A 23,952-nucleotide genomic window follows, 5' to 3' on the forward strand; every position below is an offset into this window, starting at 1 on the left:
GTCGGTGCTCATTTTGTGAGCGTACGGAACAGCGTCGATCACGGATGCGCCACCCGTACGCTGGGGTGATGCGACATCCCACCCCGGAGAAGCCCGGCCCCGGTCAGGAATCCGTCTGGGACTACCCCCGACCGCCTCGCCTCGAGACCTTCGCCGGGTCGATCACCATCGAACTCGGCGGCCAGACCATCGCGTCGACGACGCGGGGCTGGCGTGTGCTCGAGACGAGCCACCCGCCGACCTACTACGTGCCGCAGGACGCATTCGTCGACGGGGTGCTGCAACCGACCGACGGCGCCTCGTGGTGCGAGTGGAAGGGTGAGGCCGCGTACTTCGACCTGGTCACCCCGGAGAAGCGAGCGCACCGCGCGGCGTGGACCTACCCCCGCCCCACCCCTGGCTTCACCGACCTCGCCGGGGCGATCGCCGTGATGCCCGCACTCGTCGACCGCGCGACCGTCGACGGGGAGACCGTGATCCCGCAGCCGGGCAGCTTCTACGGCGGCTGGGTGACGAGCAGGGTCGTGGGGCCGTTCAAGGGGATCCCCGGCTCGATGGGCTGGTAGGCCGGCACACCACGGACCGGCTCACACCTCGACGACGTCGCTGTCGTCGACCTCGACCGCGGTCCGTGCCCCCGGCAGGAACCAGTACAGGACGCACACCACACCGAAGAACAGATATCCCAGGGCCACCTGGGGGTTCGCGGCCCACGCCACCTCCGGCGCGTGGATCAGCCCGATGAACGACAGGACCGCACCCACCCCGGATGCGATCGCGGCGTGCAGGAACTTCTTCTCCAGCACGAAGGTCACCATGGTGCCCAGCACGAGACCCACCAGCACCGCGCCTTCACCGAAGGTCCGGAGTCCGTCGTACACGACGCCGGCGCTGTTCAACGCGGGGTCGCCCACCTTGTCGGCTGTGGTGCCCGCGGCGCTGAGCGCGTTGTCGATGAGACCCGACGCCCACTGCGCGAGGTTCGGCAGGATCGCGGCGACGACGGCGACGGCGTGCAGCCTCGGCACCGCCTGGAACGCCTGCGCGCCGATGAGCAGTCCGATGTAGAGCAGGATCGGGACGATCGCCGGGACGGGTAGCAGCGCGTCGAGAACGCCGAACAGCCCCAGGAAACACAGCAGCCCGATCGCGATGCCGCTCCCCAGCGAGTACCCCGTCCGGCCGCCGGCGTCCTTCCACCCCGGATGACCGATGTACACCGCCGGCGGGAACGGGGATCCGAAGGCCGAACCGATGATCGCGCCGGCACCGTCGGCGAGCAGCACGCTGCGCAGGTTGTAGCTGTCGCCGGCCGCGGCGGCGCTCTCCACGTTGCTCATCGCCTCGGTGAAGTTGTAGACGCCCAGCGGGATCGCCGTCCCCAACAGCGGTGCGAGGTGACCGAGCCCGGAGAACAGCATGTCGAAACGCTGATCGGGCAGCCCCACCGACACGTCCGAGATCGCCTGCGACACATCGGGGGCCGACATGTAGCCGCCGATCCAGCCGATGGCGCTGCCGACCAGGAGGGCGGCCAGACCGACCGGGATGTTCCCGGGCAGTCGCACGTCGGTGAAGAACCCGATGACGATGATCGCGAGGACGGGGAGTCCGATCCAGGCTGCGTCCCACATCTGCGCGGCGGGCCGCATCGCGATGAACGTCAGCGAGATGCCGGCGAGGGTGCCGAGCATGGCGGCGCGGGGTGTGAGCCGTCGGATGTACGGACCGACGAAGGCACCGATCATCACGATGACGCCGATCATGAACGCCCATGCGACCCCGGCCTGCCAGGCCTGCATCGCGTCCTTGGTGGACAGGTACACCGGCAGCATGACGACGAACACGACGATGAACATGTGCGGCACGCTCGGCCCGTAGGGCAGCGCGGTCACGTCGGACCGTCTCTCCCGCGTCGCGAGTCGTCGGGCGAGGACGGTGTAGTAGACGTTGCCGAGGATCAGCGCGACACCCAGGGCCGGCAGCACCGTCCCGAGCACATCCGCCGACGGCAACTGCACGACGCCGATCATGAGACCGGTCAGCGTCAGGACGTTGACGAGGATGTTGAAGCCGAGTCCGAAGAACGCGTTGGTGTCACCGCGCGTCCACCACGGCAGTCTCGGCGTCGACCCGGGCGGGGGTGGGGTCGCCTGGGTGTCCGGGGAAGTCGTGTCGGCGGTCATGGATGGCTCCTGGATTCGGTGGGCTGCGGTGTGGTCGACAGGGCGTCGATCACGTCGGTCGACTCCGCGACCCAGCCGAAGATGCCGCCCTGGGCGGCGACCATCTCCAGCGCGACGCGGTGGAACTCGGGGAAGTAGGAACCGCAGCAATCGGACACGAGCAGGCAGTCGTAGCCGCGGTCGTTGGCCTCGCGGATGGTGGTGTGCACGCACACCTCCGTCGTCACGCCCGTCACCACCAGGTGCGTGACGCCCGCGTCGGCGAGTATGTCGCCGAAGTCCGTCGCGTGGAAGGCGCCTTTGCCGGGCTTGTCGACGACGAATTCGCCTGGCTCCGGCGTCAACTCGTCGACGAAGTCGTGGCCGTACTCCCCGCGCACCAGGATGCGGCCGAAAGCGCCCTCCTCCCCGATCCGCAGCGACGGCCGGCCGCGGGACAGCTTGGCGGGTGGGCAGTCCGACAGGTCGGGCCGGTGCCCCTCGCGGGTGTGCACGATCGTCATCCCCACCGCCCGCGCCGCCGCGAGCAGCCGCTGCAGGGGCGGCACCACCTCGGCGAGCAGGGAGACGTCGTTGCCCAGCGTCTCGCCGAAACCGCCCGGCAGCAGGAAGTCCCGCTGCATGTCGATGACCACGAGCGCCGTCGTGGAGACGTCGAAGGTGTATGGACCGGGACGGGCTGCACCGACGAGCGCGGTCATCGCGCGACCGCCGCACCGGAGAGCTCACCGGCGTGCTCGCGGGTCTGTCCGAGGAACCGCGCGGCCCAGTCCAGAGCAAGGTCGTCCCGACCGGCGGGGGCGAGAACCGTGATGCCCGTGGGCCGTCCGTCGACGGTCACACCTGTCGGGACGGCGACGCCGAGGAGGTCGAGGAGATTGCCGAAGTGCGTGTAGTGGCCGAGGATCGTGTTGCACTCGATCGGCCGTGCCAGGACGTCGGCCACGCGGAAGGTGGTCCCGATGGTGGGGACCACCAGGATGTCGACGTCCTCGAACAGGCGGGTGACCTCGGCGCGGAGTTCCTGTAGTCGTGCGAGGGCGGCGAAGGCGTCGACGGCCGTGTAGCGCAGCCCGCCCTGCAGGATGTCCCGGACGACGGGATGGATGGAGTCGGGGTGTTCGGCGAGGAAGTCGCCGAACACGACGAGCCGCTCGGCCACCCACGGCCCCTGGTACAGGAGCTCGCCCGCCGCGAGGAACGGTGCGAGCGAGACGATGTCGGTGGTGTCCGTCGCACGGATGCGGTCGCGGACACCGGCGTGCACGTCGGCCACGGCGGTGTCGCCGAAGAACGTCAGATCGTCCTCGGGCGGCAGGCCCACGCGGACCGGGCGACCGTCGAACCGCGGGCCCCGGTCACGCGACCACGGGTCCCGGTCGTCGCGGCCCACCATCACGTCGAAGGCGCGATCGGCGTCGTCGACGGACCCCGCCATCAGCGTGATGCAGTCCAGCGACCGGCAGGCGGGGACCAGTCCGACGGTGCTGATCAGCCCGCGCGACGGCTTGAGCCCGATCACGCCGTTCAACGCCGCCGGCACCCGCCCCGACCCCGCGGTGTCGGTGGCGACGGCGAACGGCACCTGGCCCAGCGCCACGGCCCGGGCCGACCCGGAACTCGACCCTCCGCAGATCAGCTCGTCGCCGTAGACGCTGCGCGGCACGGTGTACGGGGTCCGGGTGCCGTTCAGGCCGGTGGCGAACTGATCGAGGTTCGTCTTGCCGACGAACACCGCGCCAGCGTCGAGCAGGCGCTGGACCGCGGGTGCGGTGGTGGTGGCCGTGTAGGCGTAGTCGGGACACGACAGCGTCGTCGGGACGCCGGCGACGTCGATGCTGTCCTTGACCCCGAACGGCACCCCGTAGAGCGGGAGGTCGGCCGCGTCGGGGCGTCGTTCGAGAGCTGCTGCGGAGGCGATCAGTTCGTCGGCGGGGACCGTGTACAGCCAGGTCCCGTCGTCGCCCGCCGCTGCGATGGCGGCGGCGACCCGGGACGCCGTCGCGGCGGGTGATCCCGGGCCCGACCGGTGATCGTCGAGGATCTCGGACACCGATGGGCCGGCCGCGGGGCCTGTGACCAGGCCTTTCGACTTCTGCATGTGTCGATTGTCGACAGAATTGTGGCGCGGCGAATGCGGCTGTGTGTCGATCGTGTAAGCGGTCTCACACGTCAGGTGGCGTCGTGCAGGTCCAGGTGATCGAGGTGTCCGTGGTCCCGGAGCGCGGCGAGGATGATGTCGCGATCGTTCTCGGCGAGGGCCTCGACGATCAGTTCGTGCCGTCGGATCCCGTCGTCGGGGTCGCGACGGCGGGCCTCCGTGCGCAGGTTCAGCGCCATGGGGAGCTGCAGCTTCAGCAGTATCGGCTCGAGCGCGAGGTCGAGCTGACGGTTGCCGGCGAGCGCCACCACCGCGGCGTGGAAACACCGGTGTGCGTCATCGCGATCGAGCGGGGTGGTCGCGGTGCGCATCGTCTCGAGGGCCGCCCGGACCGGGGCGAGCTGCCGATCGGGATCGGCCATCGGGATCGCCAGGTCGACGGCGTGCCGTTCCAACGCCAGTCGCAGGCCGAAGAGTTGCCGGATGTCGGTGGGCGACCACTCCGCGACCCGGGAGCCGCGTCGCGGTGTCTGGACCACCAGTCCCTGCTGCGCGAGCAGCCGAAGGGCCTCGCGCAGCGGGGCGCGGCTGATGCCGAGCGACGAGCACAGCCGTTCCTCCACGACCTTGTCGCCCGGTGCGAGCGTGCCGTCGAAGATCGCGTCGCGGACCCTGTCCCGGGCGACGTCGACCAGGCTGACCGGCAACGCGCCCTCGGCGATGTCGACGGGCTGGGCCATCAGGGGCTCGTGCCCGCCTGACCCCCCGTGGTGGCCCCCTCGCCGTCCCAGTCGATCTCGACCCGATCGCCGCCCGCGTCCTGTGCGGTCTGCATGGCGACCTCGGCGCGGTGGAGGAGATCGTCGATCGCGCGCTGCACGTCCGACGACGCGATGGGCGTCGCCGAGAAGGCGACACCGACGCTCGCGCTGACGGGCACGGGGTCCTCGACGTCGAAGACCAGTTCCCGGAACCGGTTCGCGAAGATCTCGACGCCCTCGTCGGTCACGCCGGCCAGGGCGGAGAACTCGGCGTCCCCGGTGCGGGCGACGAAGTCACCACCGCGGACACCCTGGGCGAGTCGGTGGGCGACACGCTTGAGCACCTGCTCGCCGCGTTCCCGACCGTCACCGACCGTGATGTCCTGGAACTGGTCGAGGTGCACCCGCACGACCACCAGACGGCTCTTGCGGTTCAGCGCCGACAGGCTCGTCTGCGCCGCCGAGTAGAGCCCGTGGCGTGTGAGTACATCGGTCAGCGTGTCCTGCATCGGCTCCCCCGTCTGTGCCGGCCGTGCTCGTCCGGCGATGGTCAGACCATGATGCAGGATGACCGGCAGCGCGAGCGCCGCAAACGCGGCCTGCACCACGAACGGCGACAACTCGGCGATGTCCTCGCCGCCGTCGGCGACGCCGATCACGGTCACCACGAAGACCACCGCGGCCGCGGCGATCATCTGGCCGCCGAACGCCGCGCGGGTGGAGAACGCGGCGGAGTAGATGCCGACGAACGCCAGGGGGATGGTCGCGACGAGTCCGACCCGGCCGTCGACGGCGGCGACACCGGCCGCGAGCGCTGCGACGTCCGCCGCGACGACGAATGCGGTCCGGATGCGGGGGTCGGGGTCGGGCCGGGACAGCCAGACGATCGCCACGACGGCCGCGAGCGCCACGGCGACACCGATCAGGGCGTACCGCGCGGTCGAGTCGGGTCCACCCGGCGCCCAGATCATCGCGACCCATGCGGCCGCGATCAGCAGACACAGCCAGGCGATACCACCGGCCAGCGAGCGTCTCAGGGTGCACCTCCGGATCGGGGCCGTCGTCGGGTCGAGCCGGGTCGGGCCGGGCGGCCGCGACCTCTCACGGCCGATTCTCCTATGCGGAGCACGGTTCGTGCGGCCGGACACGGTCATCCGGTGGGTTGCGCTACTCTGCCAGACACTAGAACACGTTCTCGTTTTCACAGGAGGCCTGCCCGTGACCACCGGTTTGTCCACAGATCGCATCACCGAGACGGTGCAGAACTATGTCGCCCACCTCGCCTCCGGCGACGCCGAGGCCGTCGTCGGGCTCTTCGCCGACGGCGCGACGGTGGAGGACCCGATCGGCAGCGATCTCCGCACCACACGCGAGTCGCTGCTGGAGTTCTACGGCGGTGTCTGCGCGATGAGCCCGTCCACGGAGCTGAGATGGGTCCGCGTCGCCGGCGACACCGCGGTGTTCGAGTTCGTGCTCCACACCAAGGCCGGCGACAACACCTTCACCGTCACCCCCGTCGACATCATGCGGTTCGACGACGACGCCCGTGTCGTCAGCATGCGCGCCGTCTGGGACCCCGAGAAGGACATCGCGGTCTCCTGACCCCGGTGTGACGCGCCACGTGTGACGGCCCGATCCGGCGGGTACTGGAATCGGGTGGCCACAACGCAGAAGTCCGGATCGTCGTGGGACGACATCCGCATCGTCGCCGACCCCGGCCCTCCCACCGACACGGTCGATCACATCCGTGACCGTCTGGCCGACAGGCTGAGGGACCGGCTCGGCGTCTCGTCGCTGACCGTCGAGACCGAACCGGTGACGTTGGACCCCGAGGGGTCGCTGCAGGTGCCCGAACTCATCGAGCGCACCCGGCGGGACTCGGCGGCCGCCGTCGTCGTGACCGAGTTCCCCCGGTTGCGCGGCAGTCGTGAGCTGTTGGTGGAGATCGACCACGAGGCGTCGACGGTCCTGGTGTCCCTGCCGGCGCTCGGGGTGGCCCCGCACCGGCGGCTGATCACGGTCATCTCCGACGCCATCGCGCGCCTGCGGGACGGCGACGCGTCCCCCACCGTCCGCGGGGCGCACTGGTTCGCCGGCGACACCGATCACGCCGAGTACCTGGCGACCCGGTCGCTGTTCGGCCGGACCCGCATGGTCATGGGGATGGTGCGCGGCAACCGACCGTGGCGCCTCATCCCGACGCTGACCGGCGTGATGGCCGCCGCCGCGGCGACAGCGTCGTTCGGTGTCTTCTACTCGTCGATCTGGGCGATGGCGAACGCACTGAGCCTCTGGCGGCTCGCCGGCCTGTCGGTGCTGTCGATCGTCGTGATGACGGTCTGGCTGATCGTCAACAACCGCTTGTGGGAGACGCGCGGTGAACTACCCCGCTACCGGGCGCGGCTCTACAACGCGGCCACCACCGTCACGATCGTGCTGAACGCCGGGGTGCTCTATGTGGGGTTGCTGGTCGTCACCTTGTGCGCGGCTCTCGCCGTCATCCAGGACGGGTATCTCGATTCCCAGATCGGCGGCGACGCCGGGCTGCGCGGCTACATCTGTCTGGCCTGGCTGGCGACCTCGATGGGGACCGTCGCCGGTGCGGTCGGATCGAGCGCCGACAGCTACGACGACATCCTGGAGGCGACCTACGGGTATCGCGAGCGGGCGCGGCGGCAGCGGGACGAGAGCCGGCGGGGGTAGACAGGGCTGTGGGTCCGACGTCGAGGAGGGTCGATGGCACAGGTGACGATCGGGGTCGACGAGCTCGCCGCCCGGCTGGGGTCGTCGGACCCGCCGGTGGTGCTCGACGTCCGGTGGCGACTGGGCGACGACCGCGGTCGTGAGCGCCACCGGGAGGGGCACATCCCCGGGGCGGTGTACGTCGACCTCGACACCGAACTGGCAGGGCCGTCGGATCCGGCATCCGGCCGACACCCGTTGCCCGACATCGCCGTCCTCCAGGACGCCGCCCGTCGATGGGGGATCACTTCCGGACGCACCGTCGTCGCCCACGACGACAACGGCAACCAGTCCGCGGCCCGTGCCTGGTGGCTGCTGCGATGGGCCGGTCTCGACGACGTGCTGCTCCTCGACGGTGGCCTGACAGCGTGGCTGGAGGCCGGCCACGATCTCCACGTCGGCGACGAGCCGGCACCGGCGGCGGGGACGGTGACGCTGCACCCAGGACACCTGCCGACCGTCGACGCCGACGAGGTGGCCGCGTTCCGCGGAACGCTCCTCGACGCCCGGGCGAGCGAGCGCTACCGCGGTGAGACCGAGCCCGTCGACCCCCGCGCCGGACACGTACCCGGCGCGATCAGCGCGCCGACCGCCGAGAACCTGGACCGCTCGAACCGGTTCCTCGAGCCCGGCGACCTGCGTACACGCTTCGCCGCGCTCGGCGTCGACCCCGCCACCCCCGTCGCCGTCTACTGCGGATCCGGTGTCACCGCCGCCCACGAGATCGCGGCCCTGGCGATCGCGGGCGTCGACGCCGCTCTCTACCCGGGGTCGTGGTCACAGTGGTCGTCCGATCCGGACCGCCCCGCGTCGACGGCCGCGGCAGTGTTCCCGGATCATCCCGGTGACCTCGGCAGGCCATGACTCGGCGCCGCCGTCGGGGTACGTGTCAGTGAGGCGAGCAGGTCGGCCAACCGCTTCGATTCGGCCACATAGTCCTCGTACGGGAACCCCTCCCGCACAAGCCAGTCCCGCAGTTCGCTCTCCATGGCCACGCCGGATGAATGGAATGTGTCCAGGCCGGCGCGGGTGGCGGTCGCCAGCCGTCGCCCGGCATGGGTCTCGTCGACGACGGTCTCGACGAACCCGGCGTCCCGAAGGGTTCGCAGCGCGCGAGATGTCGCAGCTTCCGACAGCCCGATGACGTCGGCCAACTGTCGCTGGGTCATCCTCGGCGACTCCTCGAGCGAACCGATGATGCGAATCTGCGTGTAGGTGAGGCCCGCCGACGTCGACGCCGAGGCGATCCGACTCCGGGCGATCTCCCCGAAGATCGCGACCACACGGTGCAGCAGGTCTGCCAATCCGTCGTCCATGATGTGAATCTACCTTCCACACTTGCACGCGCAACCTTGCGTGTGCAAGTCTCAATGCCATGTCCTCAGCAGCGTTCGTGACGCAGACCTCCGTTCCCGTCGTCTGGATCCTCGCGGCCGTGATCGGCGCGAGCATCCACTCGTCACGCTTCACGAGATCGCAGCGGCTGGAGATCTGGCAGCGCTGGTGGGCGGTGGTGGCGCTCGGGTGCGGGAGCGCCTGGATGGCCATCTCGTTCCTCGTGGCCCCCACCGTCATGACCACGGCGATCGGATACGCGCAGACGCCGTTCGTGACCGAGATCGCCTGCGCCAACCTCGGGCTCGCCGTCGCGGCGTTCCGCGCGATCCACGCCGGTCGGCGAGAACGCATCACCACCGGGCTGATGGCCGGCACGTTCCTGTGGGGGGCCGCGCTCGGGCACGTCCATCAGTCGGTGGCACACGGGAACTGGGATCCGGGGAACACCGGTGGCGTCCTCCTCTACGACTTCGTGATCCCCGCAGTGATGGTCATCCTCGCGGTGATCAGCCGACCCCCAGGTGCCGACACGGGCACAGCGGCGGCCGGGGCGCCGTTCTCCGCGACGTCGCCGGTTCCGGTCCGCTGAACTCCGAGTGGTGAATCCCTGATGACTCGAATGATGCGGTCGGCGACAGAGGAGTCCGGTACGTCCCGTGGCCTGGACCGACTCGTCAACTTCTCCGACGCGACCGTCGCGATCGCGATGACCCTCCTGTTGCTCCCCCTGGTCGACGCGGTGTCCGGGGCACGACCCGGCCACGTGTGGCAGTTGCTCGACGACAATCGGGGCACGATGATCGCCTTCGTCGTGAGCTTCGCGGTCATCGCCCGAATGTGGATGATGCACCACCGCCTGTTCGAGCAGGTGAGCGCCTGTTCCCCGGCGCTTATGCGGGTGAACCTGCTCTGGATCGCCGGCATCGTGTTCCTCCCGGTCGCGTCGAACATGCTCGCCGCGGCGGCTCAGAGCTCACCGGCGAACGCCCTGTACGTCGGCACCATCGCGGTCGCCAGCCTCATGTTCGCGCTCATGGAGGCGCTCGTCATCCGGAACAGGTCTCTGCGTACGGCCACTTCTCACCACGACCTGCATCCCGCGAACAGCTGGCTCACCTTCGGCGCACTCATCGCCGCTCTCGTAGGCACGATCGCCGTGCCGGACTCGGGCGTGTGGTGGCTTCTCCTGCTCGTACCCGCCGGCTGGGGATCAGATCTCCTCCAGCGACGCAGCGACAAGGTGGCGACGCGAGCGACTGAGACCCGGTGAGGTCCCGGCGGTTCCGGGTCCCCGTCAGCCGCGACCGGTCAGCCGCGACCGGTCGGCCGCAGCACGATGTCGGTGGGGTGCGCGTCCGCCGGGGTGGTGACCGCGGACAGGACTGCGGCGGCGACGGATTCGACGCGCAGGAACCGACTGCCGTCGTAGTCGTCGCCCTCCATCGCGACGATGTCGCGCTGCATGTCGGTGTCGATACGACCGGGATAGACCGACGTCACCCTCAGGTCGCGTTCCTCCTGGCGGAGGGCGTCGGCGAAGGCGCGCACCGCGAACTTGCTGGCCGCGTAGGCGCTCCATCCCGGTTTGGCGTCCCGACCGGCGCCGGAGTTGATGATGACGACGTGACCCCGTGCCTCACGGAGGGCGGGCAGCAGTTGCCGGGTCAGCTCGGCGACGGCGATGAAGTTGACCTCCATCATCGCGCGGTACTCGTCGGCGTAGGTGTCCTCGACCGGGCCGATCGACCCGACGCCGGCGTTGTGCACCAGCAGGTCCAGCGAGGTGATCGCCTCGGTCGCCGCCTCCATCTCCTCGTGGTCGGTCAGTTCGACCGGCCACGTCGACGCGCCGTCGAGATCTGCTGCGAGCGCGTCCAGTTCGGCGCTCGGGCGGCCTCCGAGCAGCAGGTCGTGGGTGGGGGCGAGCGCGCGGGCGATCGCGGCGCCGAGCCCGCGGGATGCGCCGGTGACGAGTGCGGTGGGCATGTCCGCGACAGTACCGACGCGGTGGACGGCCCCGGCGTACGCCTAGCGTCGGGCGAGGTTCACCAGGAACTCGATCGTCCCCGTGTCCTCGACCTGCACGAAACCGAGGTTCGGGGCGTCGACGCCGTGGTCGGACCAGCGGACCGGCACCGAGCCCTGCACGATCACCGATTCGCCCGACCGGACGACCTGCAGATCGGTGGTCACGGGCCGGTCGCGTCCCTTGATCTCCATCGTCCCGACGGTGCGGATCGTCGCGGGCGCTCCGCTCGCCGGGACGCCCGAGAGGTCCACCGGTTCGGTGACACGGAAGGTGGCTGTCGGGAACTGGGACGTGTCCATGATCCGCTCGCCGCGGAAGCGGTTGTCGCGGGCCGAATCCGGACTCCGGATCGATGCCACGTCGACGACGACGGTGCCCTCGGTCAGCTGGTCGTCGACGACCTCGACCGTGCCCGTCACCTGCTGGGTGCGCCCGTTGACGGTGATGTTCTCGCCGCGGAGAACCTCGTCGACGCGGTAGCCCGCCTGCGTCCGCCGGTCCTCGGCGGCGGGGCCGGCGACGACGCCCCAGGTCCCGTTGACGTCGACGGTGGCTGCGCGCGTCTGCGACGGCAGCGCGAGTTCGGCGTCTGCGTCGTCGACGATCCAGTTCGTGTAGACCCATGGGCCCGCGGCGACGGCCACCACCGCGATCACGACGATCCCCGCCGCCCACAGCAGCTTCCTGCGCATCCGATGCCCTCCCGGTCCGGTGAGCCACCGAGGGTACCGACGAATGTCCGTTTCGGGTGATTCCCGAGCGTTCCGCGGAACGCTCGAGGAACCGTCCGGCAGCGCCGCAATTGTCGGTGTGCATCTGTTACGGTGACGGCACATCTCGGGAGGGAGAGTCGTGTCAGTGTTCGACGACACCGCCCCGGATGAGCTGAGCGATGGTGGTCGACAGGCGCGGCAACCGCGGCGTGGCTCTGCGCTGGGAACGCAGGCGGCGTCTCCCGACCCGGCGTCTCCTGCAGGTCGTGTTCCGGCGCGACCGTGGGTGCCGTCATCCCGGCTGCGGACGCACCCGCCATCTGCACGCCCACCACGTGACGTTCTGGCGCGACGGCGGCACCAACTCTTCACTTTTCATGCCCCCGATGGATCGCTGCTACCCGATGCACCACCTATGGCGGCGCCCTCCGGATGGACGCCCGACCGACGAATTCCTACTGATGGTCTGTCCACGATCAACGGCGGGAAGCTCTACCTCGGCTACACCACCGAGGTGCTGCACGCCGCCTGGGCCTGGCGGCGGCAGCAGTCAGAAGTGCTCGTCGCCTGAGCGTTCCGCGGAACGCCCCTTCAGCCGGTGAAGCGCGACAGGATGCTGTTGACGGCCTGGGTGACGGTGACCCGGTCGAAGCTCTGGACGAAGTCGAAGGTCCGGTCGAGATCGGGGCCGTTGTCGTGCAGGTCGCGGGCCGAGAGCAGGGCCGAGTAGTGGGGACCGAGCACGGCGACGGTCCACTCGTTGACCAGGTCGTCCTCCGGCTCCAGCGGGGCGTGCTGGATCTTCCCCTCGATGCGGTCGGCGAGGCCCACGCCGTACACACCGGCGAAACCCGTTGCCTCCGAAAGCAGATGCCAGCGCTTGGAGGTCTCCGTCGTGAAGTGGCGCTTGTGCTGGAACGTGCCGATCACGATCATCGAGTGCCCGACGCCGGCCGCCTGCGCCTCCAGCGACTTGCTCATCTCGATGAGCAACTGCTTCGTCCCGCGCCGCGGTCGCACGCCCTGCGAGGCGATGGCGTAGGGGGTCTGCAGTTCGGTCCTCGGGGTGTTCCAGACCGGGGTCTCCGGGAGGGGCACGACGACCTCGTGCAGGAAGCCGACCGGATCGGCGACCGCCGGGTAGAGGGCGCCAGCGCCGTACGTCGCGCCGACGGTGAGCGCGCGTTCGCGCCGGTCCTCGGAGTCGACACCCTCGGCGACGATCACCGCATGGCTGCGCTCGACGTAGGCCTGCAGCGCGTTGGCGAGGTCGGCCATCTCCGGCTCGGTCATCCGATCGAGCAACTCGGGCGGCGTGATGATGATGTCCGGCTCGATGAGGGGGAGCATCGCCAACGCGTTCTCCGTCGACCCCATGTCGTCGACACAGATGAGTCGCCCGTGCATCCGGGCGTCGGCGATGGTCGCGAGGCAGCGGTGCGGGTGGGCGATCACGTCGTCGGGCGAGACGCACACCACGACCTTGCTGATCGGGTTCAGGTCGTCGTCGGTGAACGACGAGGTGATGTCCATGTCGATGGACACGAGCAGCGGGATCGCGTCGGCGACGTCGACGGCGGTGACGGTGCCGCCGGACCGGCCGAGACCGGCCACATGCTGACTCATCAGGGCCGCGGCACGGAGCAGATCCTCGGTGCGTCCTATCCGGGTGTGTTGCGTTCCGCGCAGACGCAACTCCGCGGCAGCGAGGGCTCCGTCGGAGAGCCGCCGTACCGGCGCGAACTGCATGACACCCTCTCGATCACGAGATCTTGCGTGGCTCGCCCTCGGTGGCGACTGAGAACCGGTGACGCCTCACGCCACCGAGTCGACGGCTTCGTCCACCTCGCGCGTCGAGGTGAACATCGAACGATCCCACGGCTGTGTGGTCGGCTCCCCATACTGCATGTGACGCAGCTGATCCACGAGCGCGGGCAGCGTCTGCACCTTGAGGATCACCATCATCTCGTCCGCCCAGCGGGACACCTCGTCCTCGGTGAGGCCGAGTGCGTCGGCCGTCTCGGCCAGCGACTCGCCGTGTGCGACGTGGTCGGCGATCGACTTCATCTCGGTCATGTCTTCGACGGTAGGCACCCGAACGCGTGATCGACAGGCACGACGACAACAGCCGCCCGATCGTGTCGAGAGTAACGGTCCGATAACGCAGATCTGTGATTCGCGATCGGCGTGGCCACACCCCTGACGAGCGCGAACGGTACGCCGGGGGCAGGATGGCGGCGTGCCGAACGCGGGTTTCACCTCAACGCAACTGGCGGCCCGTGCGGCCTACCTGCTGCGGGGTAACGACCTGGGCACGATGACCAGTGCGGCGCCCAAGCTGTACCCGCACATGTGGAGCTGGGACGCCGCGTTCGTGGCCGTCGGGCTGGCGCCGTTGTCGGTGGAGCGCGCGGTCATCGAGATGGACACGCTGCTCTCCGCCCAGTGGAGCAACGGGATGATCCCGCACATCGTCTTCGCCAACGGTCGCGACGGGTACTTCCCGGGACCGGCGCGCTGGGAGACGGCGAGGCTCGCGGCGCACGCCCCCACCTTCGTCGACACCTCGGGGATCACCCAGCCGCCGGTGCACGCGATCGCGGTGCAGCGCATCCTCGACCACTCCCGCCGACGCGGGCGGACCACACGCCAGGCCGCCGACGAGTTCATCGACCGCCGTTGGGGGAACCTCGTGCGGTGGCACCGGTGGTTGGCCGATGCGCGAGACCCCCAGGGGCGCGGGCGGATCACGCTGTTCCACGGCTGGGAGTCCGGCATGGACAACTCGCCGCGATGGGATGCGGCCTACGCGAACGTGACGGTGGGTGACGACCTACCGCCGTACCGTCGCGCGGATCTCGACCACGTCGACGACCTGACGATGCGCCCGAGCGACGCCGAGTACGACCGGTACCTGTGGCTCGTCGAACAGATGAAACGCGCCCACTACGACGACGCGGTTCTGCCGTCGGTGATGGACTTCGCGGTCGAGGACGTGTTCGTCAGCGCGATCTTCGCGGTGGCCTGTGACGTCCTGGCCGCGATCGGCGAGGACTACGCGAAGCCACGGTCCGATGTCCGCGATCTGCGCGCGTGGTCGGACCGTTTCCGCGCCGGGGTCGTGGCGGCGAGCTCCGAGCGCAACGGGATGGCGCGTGACTTCGACCTGCGTGCCGGCCGGTGGATCACCACGGAGACCATCGCCGCGTTCGCGCCCCTGCTGTGCGGTGGTCTGCCCCGGGATCGCGAGCGGACCCTGATGCGGGTCTTCGACGGTCCGCGGTTCTGCGGTCACCCCGACCTGCGCTATGTGGTCCCGCCGTCGACGTCGCCGATCTCGCCGGACTTCCGGTCGCGCGAGTACTGGCGCGGCCCGGTGTGGCCGGTCATGACCTGGTTGTTCTCCTGGGCGTTCGCCCGCCGCGGATGGCCCGAACGTGCGGTCCGGCTGCGGGACGAGGGACTGCGTCAGGCGCGCGACGGGTCGTTCGCGGAGTACTTCGAACCGTTCACCGGGGAGCCCCTCGGCAGCATGCAGCAGAGCTGGACCGCGGCCGCCGTCCTCGACTGGCTCGACTGACACCACCCGCCCGCGCCGCCGGGGATGCGCCACACTCGAGGGATGAGTGACAGAGACCTCACCCTCCGTATCGGGCACGACGAGCTGATCGTTCGCCAGAGGTGGGAGGCGGCGAGCATCGCCAACGACTTCCTCATCGCCGTCTGGTTCGTCATCGGCAGCGTGCTGTTCTTCTGGGAGTCGACCACGTTCGCGGCGACGTGGTTCTTCCTCATCGGCAGCATCCAGTTCCTCGTCCGCCCGGCCATCCGCCTCAGTCGGCGCTTTCACATCCAACGGATCCGCAGCGCTGCGACCCCGACCGACAGCGACGACGACTACTGATCCTCGCCGATCACGGTCACGGCGCCCTTGGACTCGACGATCGCCCACCGCACCGTGGCGGCCGACGAGTGTCCGTGGCGGCGGAGGATGCCGTCGAGGTCGGCCTCGGTCAATCCGGCGCGTCGTGTCGCCCGCCGATTCACGTGCCCGTGCTCCACGAGCACCCGGATCGGGGGATCGATGAGGCGCGCCACCCCAGGGATGAAACGCGCGCGGGTGAGGGCCGCGTGCGCGGTCAGCAGGGCGACGAGCGCCACCGAACCCACGAGCCAGGACGTGTCCGCCGCGGTGGCGCTGCGTCCGACGATGGCGCCGATGGCGACGGCTGCCGCCCAGTCGTAGGGCGCGAACTCGGCGATGGTCCGGCGTTCGGAGAGACGGAGGGCGATCGCAGCGGTCGCGAACAGCAGGACCGTCTTGACGGCCGTGGGCACGAGTCGGCCTGCGTCGCCGACGAGCTGGTGTACGAGTGAGGTCATGACTTCGGTCATACCCGGATCTGACGGATCGAGGGTAAAGGAACTTTTACCTTCGTGTGTTCGTCAGCAGGTCATGTACACCTGCGTGCCCGGAGTCCGACCCTCGTGATCGTCCTCGAGATCCTGCTCGGCCTGATGGTGGTCGTCGTCATCACCGCGTTCACGGGGTACTTCGTCGCCCAGGAGTTCGCGTACATGGCGGCCGACCGCTCGCGGCTCGGCGCCGCCGCGGCGGCGGGCGACGGTGCATCGGCGCGTGCCCTGACGGTCACACGTCGCACGTCTTTCATGCTCTCCGGTGCCCAGCTGGGCATCACGGTCACCGGTCTGTTGGTCGGGTACGTCGCCGAACCCCTCATCGGACAGGGTGTCGGGGAACTGCTCGGCGGGATCGGGATCGGGACGGCGGTCGGTGTCGCGATCGGCACCCTCGTCGCGGTCGTGGTGTCCACCGGGGTGCAGATGGTCTTCGGTGAACTCGTGCCCAAGAACCTCGCCATCGCCCGGCCCGAACCCGTCGCACGCTGGTTGGCCCGTTCGACGACGGTCTACCTGTCGCTGTTCGGTTGGCTCATCTGGCTGTTCGACCAGTCGTCGAACGCGTTGCTCAAGGCCCTCGGGATCGAACCCGTCCACGACGTCGAGCACTCGGCCACACCGCGTGACCTGACCCATATCGTCGCGGCGTCCCGCGCGACCGGCGAGCTCGGCGACGACACGTCGACGCTGCTCGACCGCATCCTCGACTTCCCCACGCGCACAGCGGACCACGCGATGGTGCCGCGACCGCGCGTCGACGTCGTCGCGGCGGACATGCCGGTGTCGGAGGTGCGGGCACGCATGGCCACCGGCCACACCCGCTACCCCGTCCTCGGATCCGACCACGACGACCTCCGCGGCATCGTCTCCCTGCACGACCTCCTCGACGACGCCGTCTCCGGCGTCGCCGCGGACATCGCACGACCCGCGGTGGCGGTACCGACGTCTCTGCCGCTCTCGGAGGTGGTGACGGAGATGGAGTCCCGTCGCGTCCAGATGGTCACCGTCATCGACGAGTACGGCGGCTTCGCGGGCATCCTGACCCGGGAGGACATCGCCGAGGAACTCCTCGGCGAGATCGCCGACGAGCACGACGTGGTCGTGACCGCCCTGCGGTCGACGGCCGAGCCGTCGTGGACGGTGCGCGGCGACCTCGCCGTCGACGAACTCGAGAGGCTCGTCGGCCACAAGCTGCCCGCGGGCGACCACCAGACCGTCGCCGGCGCGATCCTGGGTACGCTGCACCGCTTCCCGGTACCCGACGAGACGGTGATCGTCGACCTCGAGCCCGACCCCACCGAGGCGGCGCGCACCGACGACCTCCCCCGGCACCGACTGGCGCTCACCGTGCGCGAGGTGCGTCGGAGGGTCCCCGCGGTCGTCGACGTCGACCTGCGCGTCGATGCGGAGGCCCTGCGATGAGCAATCCGTGGGTGGTCCTCCTCGTCAGCGTCGTACTGATCGCGGCGAGTGCGTTCTTCGTGGCCGTCGAGTTCGCGCTCATCGCCGCACGGACCCATCGGCTGGCCGAGGAGGCCGCGACGAGCCGCTCGGCGCGGGCCGCCGTCCGCAGCGCGACGGACCTGTCGGTGCTGCTCGCCGGTGCCCAACTCGGCATCACCGTGTGCACACTCGCGCTCGGCGCGATCACGAAACCCGCTGTGCACTATGCGTTGACGCCACTGATCGCGGGCTGGGGCGCACCCGCCTGGGTGGCCGACGTGGCGGGGTTCGTCCTGGCGTTGATCGTGGTGACGTTCCTGCACCTCGTCGTCGGTGAGATGGCGCCGAAGTCGTGGGCCATCGCCCACCCGGAGAGGTCGGCCATCCTGCTGGCACTGCCCATGCGGGCGTTCCTCATCGTCACCCGCCCGGTGTTGTTGTCGCTCAACAGCATCGCGAACTGGTTCCTGCGCCGCGTCGGCGTCGAGCCGGTCGACGAGACGTCGACCGGTCAGGACCCGGCGGCGCTCCGCCACCTGGTGGAGCACTCCGGGGCGACCGGCGCCCTCGACGCGGAGTATCGCGACCGACTGCTCGGTGCACTGGATCTCGAGCAACTCACGGTCGCCGACGTCCTCGGCGATCGGGACACCGGACCGGCTCAGGTCGATGTCGACGCGACGCCGGCGGAGATCCGCGCGGTGGCCGCCCGATCCGGCCACCTGCGCCTTCTCGTGCGGTCGGGAAGCGCACCCGTCGGGATGGTGCACGCGCGTGACGCCGTCGTCGCCGCCGACACGACGGCGCGCGACCTGATGCGCCCGGTGGTGCGGGTCGCCCCGCAGGAGCACCTCGGCGACCTGCTGCACACCATGCGCACCGACCGCACCCACCTCGCCGTCGTGATCGACGACGACCGCACGCTCGGGGTCGTCACCGTCACCGACGTCGCCGATCGGATCCTGCGGGGCACCACCGACGTCCCCGTCTGAGGGCTCACTGAGTAGTTCCCCCGATTCGCCCGCCCGCGGGACGCGGCAGGCTGGCGGTCATGACCAGGCGGCAGGCGGTGCGAGTGGTGTCGACTCTCGTCGCCGCCGCTGCGTGGACCGCACTCGCCATGCCGTTCCTGGCGATCGGCGCGTTCGTCTCGTCCGACACCAGTTGTGACGGCGGCGAACTCCGTGCCGACCCGGGTGGCGTGATGTGGGTGGCCGTGACGGTCGCCGTCTGGGTGAGCCCGTTCGTGGCCGTCGCCGCATGGAGGCGATCCGTGCCGGCCGTCGTCGCAGGCGTGATCGCCCTCGCCTGCGCTGTTGCGGTGGTCGCGGAGACGATCCTGCGGCCGGGGGAGTTCTGCTTCTGAGCGTGGTGACGGTCAGACGCCGATGGACCCGTCCTTCTTCCACACGGCGACCACCGACGGTCGCGGCTGGCTGTTCCCGCCGTCGGGCCAGTTCGACGTGGGGTTGTCGGCGCTGGCGTCGTCGGTCTCACCGGGGTGCTGGACGCACACGAGAACCCGCTCGGAACCGATGATCGGACCGCATGTCTCCGCGCCCTTCGGGACGGTCAGGAACTGTTTGGTCTCTCCACGGTTCGGCCCGTCGAGGGCGACGGCGAACAGCCCGTCGTTGCTCCCCAGCGCGTTGCCGTCGGTGGAGATCCACAGGTTCCCGTGCGGGTCGAACGCGACGTTGTCGGGGCAGGAGATGGGGCTCACCTTCGTCTTGTCGAAGCCGCCGAAGTAGGTGTCGGCCTCGGCGGGGTCACCGCAGACCAGCAGGAGATCCCAGGTGAACTCGGTGCCGGCGTGGTCGTCGGTGAGCTCGAGGATCTGCCCGTTCTTGTTCTCGTTGCGGGGATTCGCCTCGTCTGCGGGGGCCTTTCCGCTGGTGCCGCGCTTGGAGTTGTTGGTCAGCGCGCAATAGACCTTGCCCGTCCTCGGGTGCGGCTCGATGTCCTCGGGGCGGTCCATCTTCGTGGCACCGGCCTTGTCGGCGGCGACGCGGGTGAACACCGCGACCTCGGCAGGCGACATGCCGTCGACCCTCGACGTGGACTCGCCGGACTCGTCGACGGTCAGCAGCGGGATCCACCGTCCGGTCCCGGCGAACGAGCCGTCACTGGGGAGCTTCCCGGATCCGTCGATCTGCTGCGGGCTGTCGCCGGTGAGCACGGCGACGTAGAGCGTGCCCTCGTCGAGGATCCTGAGATTGCTGCGCATCGCGGCCGCGCTCGTGCCCTGCTGGATCTTCCGGGACGAGACGAACTTGTAGATGTACTCGAAGCGCTCGTCGTCACCGGAGTAGGCGACGACGGTGCCGTCGTCGGTGACGTGGATCGTGGCCGACTCGTGCTTGGTACGTCCCAACGACGAGTGCTTGATCGGGGTCGACGTCGGGTCGTGCGGATCGACCTCGACGACGTACCCGAAGCGGTTGGCCTCGTTCGGGTTCCGTGAGAGGTCGAATCGTTCCTCGAAGCGCCCCCACTGGTGGTAGTCGGCCTCGTCGTCGAAGCTGTAGCGGTCGAGGCGATCCTTGGTGGTCGGATCGGTGACCGCGGAGACGCCGCTGAAGTAGTTGGGGAAGTTCTCCTCACCGGAGAGCATGGTTCCCCACGGGGTGAGTCCGCCCGAGCAGTTGGCGATGGTCCCGAGGATGCGGGTGCCCGCGGGATCTGCGGCCGTCCGCACGAACTCGCTGCCGGCCGCCGGCCCGGTCAGTGTGAACGGGGTCGACGCGGTGATGCGCCGATTGCGTTCACCGACAACAGGTGCCAGCTTCCCGGATCCCGACTCGGTCTTCACCTCGACGACGGTGATCCCGTGGGCGGCCATCGAGACGCGTGCCTGGTTCTCGGTCGGGTCCTTGGGCCGGTAGTCGGTGAACATGAACTCCTCCGTCGTGTACTCCTGGTTGCACACGAGGTAGAAGCGATCCGCCTGCCCGTCGATCGGGATGAGGCCGGCGAAGTCGTTGTTGAAGCCGAACTGCTTCTCCTGGGCCTCCGGTGTCTGCGCGGCCATGTCGAAGCGCGGCGCACCGGGGACGACCGGATCACCCCATCGGATCACCACCGACTGCTCGTAGCCGTCGGGGACGACGACGGCGTCGCGGGTGTTGGGGGCGACCGCCGTGAAGTCCATGCCGGTCCCCGTCCCGGTCCCGGTGACAGGCGGCGTCGACGGTGCGGATGTCGCGCCACCGTCGTCACCGCAGGCAGCGAGCAGCGACACGGCACCCACACCCACGGCGGCGGTGGCGCTGCCCTTGAGGAGCGAGCGCCGCGACACGGCCGCCCGGACGACGTCGCCGAAGTAGGCGTTGTCGCTGGTGTTGCCGGGCTGCTTCCAACAGGCCTCACCGCACTTGTACTTGCACGTGACGTGCGCACGCGACGACGAGCCGGGCGCGGACGGGGCACGGGTGGACAGGGGCAGCGGGATGCGGACCACGCACTTCTCCAGGGCTGGGGACGGCAGGTGACCCGCGAAAGCTACGTGCGACAGGTAAAGCTGCCCCCAGCACCGAGTAAACGCGAGGCAAAGACGCCGGTCAGCAGTTCGAGGGCTCGCGGTCGCAGTAGGGCGTGGTCCCCGGGAAGCGCCCCCGGTTGTCGGCGACCCAGCGATAGGCAGATTCCGACAACGGGCGCGCGCCGGGCAGGCGGTACAGCCAGCGCGGCACCGGGACACCGGTGGCGACGCTCGCGGCGACGGCTGCGGCCTCCGCGGCGGCACACACCCGGCCGTCGTCGCCGAGCCACCAGATCGACGCCATCAGTTCCTCGTCGGCGAGGCGGCGACCCAGGGCCTCGGACAGACGCTCGACGCAATCGGGCCGTTGCAACGGTTCCAGCCGCACGTCGCCGGTACGGTTCATCCGCTCCAGCAGGTCACGCGACCGCGTGCACATCCCGCAGTGGCCGTCGAAGAAGAGGACACCCGGTCCCGACGGGGATGCGCTCACCCCGAGATCGAGTCGCGCCAGCGGCAGAGTTCCTCGACGCCGGTGAGGTCGTACTCGGGGCCGGTCACGCCGACGGTGAAGAACGTGACGCCCTCGGAGTGCAACTGCTCGGCCCGGCCGACGAGATCCGTGAGCGCATCGCCGGAGGCGGCGTCGCCCGGGGTGAACTCGACGCCGGCCGAGTGCTCGATCTCGCCCGGGTCGCGGCCGACGTCCGCGCAGTGCGCCTCGAGGACCGACGACTTGTGGCGGTAGGAGTCGGGATCGACGAAGTAGTGCCAGGTGTCGGCGTACTCGGCGACATACCGCAGGGTCTTCTTCTCTCCGCCGCCGCCGATCAACACGGGGATCTTGCGGGTCGGCGCGGGATTCAGCTTCCCCCAGCGGTCGACGATGCGCGGCAGGGCGGCGCCCAGGTCGTTCAGACGTGAACCGGCCGTACCGAACTCGTACCCGTACTGGTCGTAGTCCTTCTCGAACCAGCCCGACCCGATGCCCAGGATGAGACGGCCGCCCGAGATGTGGTCGACGGTGCGGGCCATGTCGGCGAGGAGTTCGGGGTTGCGGTAGCTGTTGCAGGTCACCAGGGCACCGATCTCGATGCGGGAGGTCTGCTCGGCCCAGGCACCGAGCATCGTCCAGCACTCGAAGTGGGCGCCGTCGGGATCGCCGTAGAGCGGATAGAAGTGATCCCAGTTGAACGCGACGTCCACGCCGGCGTCCTCCGCGCGGCGCACCGCGTCGCGGATCAGTCCGTAGTCGGGCGCGTGTTGGGGTTGGATCTGGACACCGATGCGAACGTCTTTCGCCATGGACACAGTTAACCCGCGCGCAGGGGTCTTGGCCACAGGCCGACTCCGTCGGGTCCCGCGGATCGTCGCGACTGTCGGTGGCGGGTGCGACCATGCGCAGGTGAGCACCGACGGCGTCGTGGGGCCGGGACGGCCGTCGATCCTCCACGCCGACCTGGACTCGTTCTACGCCTCGGTCGAGCAACGCGACGACCCCGCACTGCGAGGCCGCCCGGTCGTCGTCGGCGGGGGCGTCGTCCTCGCGGCGAGCTACGAGGCGAAGGCGTTCGGCATCTCCACCCCGATGGGCGGGAGCGCGGCGCGGCGCCTCTGTCCGCACGTGATCGCAGTGCCACCTCGCTTCGCGGCGTACACCGAGGCCAGTCGCGCCGTGTTCGCGATCTTCCACGACACCACCCCGCTCGTGGAGGGCATCTCCGTCGACGAGGCGTTCCTGGACGTCACCGGCCTCCGGCGGATCCGAGGATCCCCGGTCGAGATCGCGCGGACCCTGCGGGAGCGGGTCGCCGCCGAGGTCGGGTTGCCGATCACCGTGGGCATCGCGCGGACGAAGTTCCTGGCCAAGGTGGCCAGCGCGGTCGCCAAGCCCGACGGACTGCTCGAGGTCCCGCCGCACGGCGAGCTCGCGTTCCTGCATCCCCTCCCCGTCGAGCGACTCTGGGGCGTCGGGAAGGTCACCGCGGCGACACTCCACGCACACGGCATCGACACCGTCGGCGACATCGCCGACGCCGGTGAGGCGACGCTGGCGACGATGCTCGGCCGCGGTGCCGCCGCGCACCTGCACGACCTCTCGCTGGCGCGCGACCCCCGTCGCGTCACCACCGGCCGACGGCACCGCTCGATCGGTGCGCAGCGCGCGGTGGGGCGGGGGCCGCACGCTCTCGCCGATCTCGAGGCGACGGTCCTCGGGATCGTCGACAAGCTCGGTCGGCGACTGCGTCGGGCCGACCGCGTCTGCCGCACCGTCGTCCTCCGGCTCCGGTTCGACGACTTCACCCGGGCGTCGCGATCGCACTCGTTCGACGACGCGACCGACTCCACCGATCTGGTGCTGTCGGCGGCCCGACGGCTTCTCGCCGACGCGGCACCGCTGATCGCCGAGCGGGGGTGCACGTTGGTCGGTGTCGCGCTCTCGAACCTCGCCGACGCCGATCCGTATCAGCTGTCGCTGCCGTTCCGTGAGCAGGAGAAGGGATCGTCGGCGCAGGTCAGCGGCGGTCGAGTGGCGATGGACACGGGCACCCTCGACGCCACCCTCGACGACCTGCGCTCACGGTTCGGGGCAGGATCGGTGACTCGTGGTGCCCTCGTAGGCCGTCGCGAACCCGACGACACGCCGCTGTTGCCGGACTGACCGAACTGGACAGGTAGCCGTCCGGGTGTCCAGTGGGTTGTGGCGTGGCTTACAGTGACCGACGTGAAGTCATT

The 23,952-nt window shown here is 69.8% G+C and carries 27 protein-coding genes; 13 read left to right on the top strand and 14 right to left on the bottom strand.

The features are described 5' to 3' along the window. Positions 1-68 precede the first annotated feature (68 nt). A complete protein-coding gene (locus ACXVUM_RS07580; protein WP_458521212.1) occupies positions 69-566 on the top strand; it encodes a DUF427 domain-containing protein in 498 nt (165 codons plus the stop codon). A gap of 21 nt (positions 567-587) precedes the next feature. Here ACXVUM_RS07580 and ACXVUM_RS07585 read toward each other — a convergent pair whose 3' ends face one another. The 5 genes from ACXVUM_RS07585 to ACXVUM_RS07605 form a co-directional block, all read right to left on the bottom strand. Further along, positions 588-2,186 carry a regulator gene (locus tag ACXVUM_RS07585; RefSeq protein ID WP_458521213.1) on the bottom strand — a complete coding sequence of 533 codons (1,599 nt, stop codon included), beginning with the start codon at positions 2,184-2,186 and terminating at the stop codon, positions 588-590. Continuing rightward, a complete protein-coding gene (locus ACXVUM_RS07590) occupies positions 2,183-2,887 on the bottom strand; it encodes a cysteine hydrolase family protein (protein ID WP_458521214.1) in 705 nt (234 codons plus the stop codon). The genes ACXVUM_RS07585 and ACXVUM_RS07590 overlap by 4 nt, the downstream gene beginning before the upstream one ends. Then, positions 2,884-4,287, bottom strand: coding sequence for an allophanate hydrolase (locus ACXVUM_RS07595; protein ID WP_458521215.1), 1,404 nt, complete (start codon positions 4,285-4,287; stop codon positions 2,884-2,886). Before ACXVUM_RS07595 ends, ACXVUM_RS07590 begins: the two co-directional genes overlap by 4 nt. A gap of 71 nt (positions 4,288-4,358) precedes the next feature. After that, entirely contained in the window at positions 4,359-5,027 is a 669-nt protein-coding gene (locus tag ACXVUM_RS07600; protein WP_458521216.1) for a GntR family transcriptional regulator, read from the bottom strand. Continuing rightward, complete coding sequence (locus ACXVUM_RS07605; protein WP_458521217.1) at positions 5,027-6,019, bottom strand: GGDEF domain-containing protein; 993 nt, start codon at positions 6,017-6,019, stop codon at positions 5,027-5,029. The genes ACXVUM_RS07600 and ACXVUM_RS07605 overlap by 1 nt, the downstream gene beginning before the upstream one ends. Before the next feature lie 247 nt (positions 6,020-6,266). Here ACXVUM_RS07605 and ACXVUM_RS07610 point away from each other — a divergent pair, with 247 nt between their 5' ends. From ACXVUM_RS07610 to ACXVUM_RS07620, 3 genes are read left to right on the top strand one after another with little or no spacing between them, the layout of a single operon-like run. Beyond that, entirely contained in the window at positions 6,267-6,650 is a 384-nt protein-coding gene (locus ACXVUM_RS07610) for a nuclear transport factor 2 family protein (RefSeq protein ID WP_458521218.1), read from the top strand. A 54-nt stretch (positions 6,651-6,704) separates the two neighbouring features. Next, the gene (locus ACXVUM_RS07615) at positions 6,705-7,751 is read left to right on the top strand and encodes a hypothetical protein (RefSeq protein ID WP_458521219.1); all 1,047 of its coding nucleotides are present in this window, start codon (positions 6,705-6,707) and stop codon (positions 7,749-7,751) included. A gap of 33 nt (positions 7,752-7,784) precedes the next feature. Further along, positions 7,785-8,654 carry a sulfurtransferase gene (locus tag ACXVUM_RS07620; RefSeq protein ID WP_458521220.1) on the top strand — a complete coding sequence of 290 codons (870 nt, stop codon included), beginning with the start codon at positions 7,785-7,787 and terminating at the stop codon, positions 8,652-8,654. Here the strand turns inward: ACXVUM_RS07620 and ACXVUM_RS07625 are convergent. Continuing rightward, on the bottom strand, positions 8,627-9,106 hold the full coding sequence (locus ACXVUM_RS07625; RefSeq protein ID WP_458521221.1) for a MarR family winged helix-turn-helix transcriptional regulator: 480 nt from the start codon (positions 9,104-9,106) through the stop codon (positions 8,627-8,629). The genes ACXVUM_RS07620 and ACXVUM_RS07625 overlap by 28 nt on opposite strands. Before the next feature lie 59 nt (positions 9,107-9,165). Here ACXVUM_RS07625 and ACXVUM_RS07630 point away from each other — a divergent pair, with 59 nt between their 5' ends. Further along, complete coding sequence (locus ACXVUM_RS07630; protein WP_458521222.1) at positions 9,166-9,717, top strand: DUF6790 family protein; 552 nt, start codon at positions 9,166-9,168, stop codon at positions 9,715-9,717. Between the two features lie 21 nt (positions 9,718-9,738). Next, on the top strand, positions 9,739-10,398 hold the full coding sequence (locus tag ACXVUM_RS07635; RefSeq protein WP_458521223.1) for a TMEM175 family protein: 660 nt from the start codon (positions 9,739-9,741) through the stop codon (positions 10,396-10,398). Positions 10,399-10,436: 38 nt separating this feature from the next. On the opposite strand, the gene ACXVUM_RS07640 is transcribed toward ACXVUM_RS07635, so the two are convergent. Together ACXVUM_RS07640 and ACXVUM_RS07645 are read right to left on the bottom strand one after the other, a co-directional pair. After that, positions 10,437-11,114, bottom strand: a complete 678-nt coding sequence (locus ACXVUM_RS07640) for an SDR family oxidoreductase (RefSeq protein ID WP_458521224.1) — start codon at positions 11,112-11,114, stop codon at positions 10,437-10,439. Positions 11,115-11,156: 42 nt separating this feature from the next. Further along, the gene (locus tag ACXVUM_RS07645) at positions 11,157-11,849 is read right to left on the bottom strand and encodes a YceI family protein (protein ID WP_458521225.1); all 693 of its coding nucleotides are present in this window, start codon (positions 11,847-11,849) and stop codon (positions 11,157-11,159) included. Between the two features lie 436 nt (positions 11,850-12,285). On the opposite strand from ACXVUM_RS07645, the gene ACXVUM_RS07650 reads away from it, so the two are divergent. Further along, on the top strand, positions 12,286-12,441 hold the full coding sequence (locus ACXVUM_RS07650) for a hypothetical protein (protein ID WP_458521226.1): 156 nt from the start codon (positions 12,286-12,288) through the stop codon (positions 12,439-12,441). Positions 12,442-12,461: 20 nt separating this feature from the next. Here the strand turns inward: ACXVUM_RS07650 and ACXVUM_RS07655 are convergent, their stop codons facing one another. Next, positions 12,462-13,619, bottom strand: a complete 1,158-nt coding sequence (locus ACXVUM_RS07655; RefSeq protein WP_458521227.1) for an EAL domain-containing protein — start codon at positions 13,617-13,619, stop codon at positions 12,462-12,464. Positions 13,620-13,685: 66 nt separating this feature from the next. Further along, positions 13,686-13,946, bottom strand: a complete 261-nt coding sequence (locus ACXVUM_RS07660) for a hypothetical protein (protein ID WP_458521228.1) — start codon at positions 13,944-13,946, stop codon at positions 13,686-13,688. A gap of 163 nt (positions 13,947-14,109) precedes the next feature. Between ACXVUM_RS07660 and ggh the strand changes: the two genes are divergently transcribed. Beyond that, complete coding sequence (gene ggh / locus ACXVUM_RS07665; protein ID WP_458521229.1) at positions 14,110-15,450, top strand: glucosylglycerate hydrolase; 1,341 nt, start codon at positions 14,110-14,112, stop codon at positions 15,448-15,450. A 42-nt stretch (positions 15,451-15,492) separates the two neighbouring features. Beyond that, positions 15,493-15,774: a YrhK family protein gene (locus tag ACXVUM_RS07670; RefSeq protein ID WP_458521230.1), complete on the top strand. Its 282-nt coding sequence runs from the start codon at positions 15,493-15,495 to the stop codon at positions 15,772-15,774. On the opposite strand, the gene ACXVUM_RS07675 is transcribed toward ACXVUM_RS07670, so the two are convergent. Further along, positions 15,768-16,253 carry a DUF421 domain-containing protein gene (locus tag ACXVUM_RS07675; RefSeq protein ID WP_458521231.1) on the bottom strand — a complete coding sequence of 162 codons (486 nt, stop codon included), beginning with the start codon at positions 16,251-16,253 and terminating at the stop codon, positions 15,768-15,770. The genes ACXVUM_RS07670 and ACXVUM_RS07675 overlap by 7 nt on opposite strands. 135 nt (positions 16,254-16,388) lie before the next feature. On the opposite strand from ACXVUM_RS07675, the gene ACXVUM_RS07680 reads away from it, so the two are divergent. Genes ACXVUM_RS07680 through ACXVUM_RS07690 form a run of 3 tightly spaced genes read left to right on the top strand, consistent with a single transcriptional unit; the run spans position 16,389 to position 19,101 of the window. Further along, positions 16,389-17,714 carry a hemolysin family protein gene (locus tag ACXVUM_RS07680; protein ID WP_458522817.1) on the top strand — a complete coding sequence of 442 codons (1,326 nt, stop codon included), beginning with the start codon at positions 16,389-16,391 and terminating at the stop codon, positions 17,712-17,714. Continuing rightward, positions 17,711-18,727, top strand: a complete 1,017-nt coding sequence (locus ACXVUM_RS07685; protein WP_458521232.1) for a hemolysin family protein — start codon at positions 17,711-17,713, stop codon at positions 18,725-18,727. Before ACXVUM_RS07680 ends, ACXVUM_RS07685 begins: the two co-directional genes overlap by 4 nt. A gap of 59 nt (positions 18,728-18,786) precedes the next feature. Continuing rightward, positions 18,787-19,101, top strand: a complete 315-nt coding sequence (locus ACXVUM_RS07690; RefSeq protein WP_458521233.1) for a hypothetical protein — start codon at positions 18,787-18,789, stop codon at positions 19,099-19,101. A gap of 12 nt (positions 19,102-19,113) precedes the next feature. Here ACXVUM_RS07690 and ACXVUM_RS07695 read toward each other — a convergent pair whose 3' ends face one another. The 3 genes from ACXVUM_RS07695 to ACXVUM_RS07705 all read right to left on the bottom strand — a co-directional run bounded on the left by ACXVUM_RS07695 (position 19,114) and on the right by ACXVUM_RS07705 (position 22,521). Beyond that, positions 19,114-21,195 (bottom strand): PhoX family protein, encoded by a 2,082-nt coding sequence (locus tag ACXVUM_RS07695; protein ID WP_458521234.1) that lies wholly within the window; start codon positions 21,193-21,195, stop codon positions 19,114-19,116. 100 nt (positions 21,196-21,295) lie between these two features. Next, on the bottom strand, positions 21,296-21,709 hold the full coding sequence (locus ACXVUM_RS07700; protein WP_458521235.1) for a thiol-disulfide oxidoreductase DCC family protein: 414 nt from the start codon (positions 21,707-21,709) through the stop codon (positions 21,296-21,298). Next, positions 21,706-22,521 carry an LLM class F420-dependent oxidoreductase gene (locus ACXVUM_RS07705; protein WP_458521236.1) on the bottom strand — a complete coding sequence of 272 codons (816 nt, stop codon included), beginning with the start codon at positions 22,519-22,521 and terminating at the stop codon, positions 21,706-21,708. The genes ACXVUM_RS07700 and ACXVUM_RS07705 overlap by 4 nt, the downstream gene beginning before the upstream one ends. Positions 22,522-22,621: 100 nt before the next feature. Between ACXVUM_RS07705 and dinB the strand changes: the two genes are divergently transcribed. Beyond that, positions 22,622-23,878, top strand: a complete 1,257-nt coding sequence (gene dinB, locus ACXVUM_RS07710; RefSeq protein ID WP_458521237.1) for a DNA polymerase IV — start codon at positions 22,622-22,624, stop codon at positions 23,876-23,878. Positions 23,879-23,952 lie beyond the last annotated feature (74 nt).

This window comes from Williamsia sp. SKLECPSW1 (assembly GCF_054332755.1).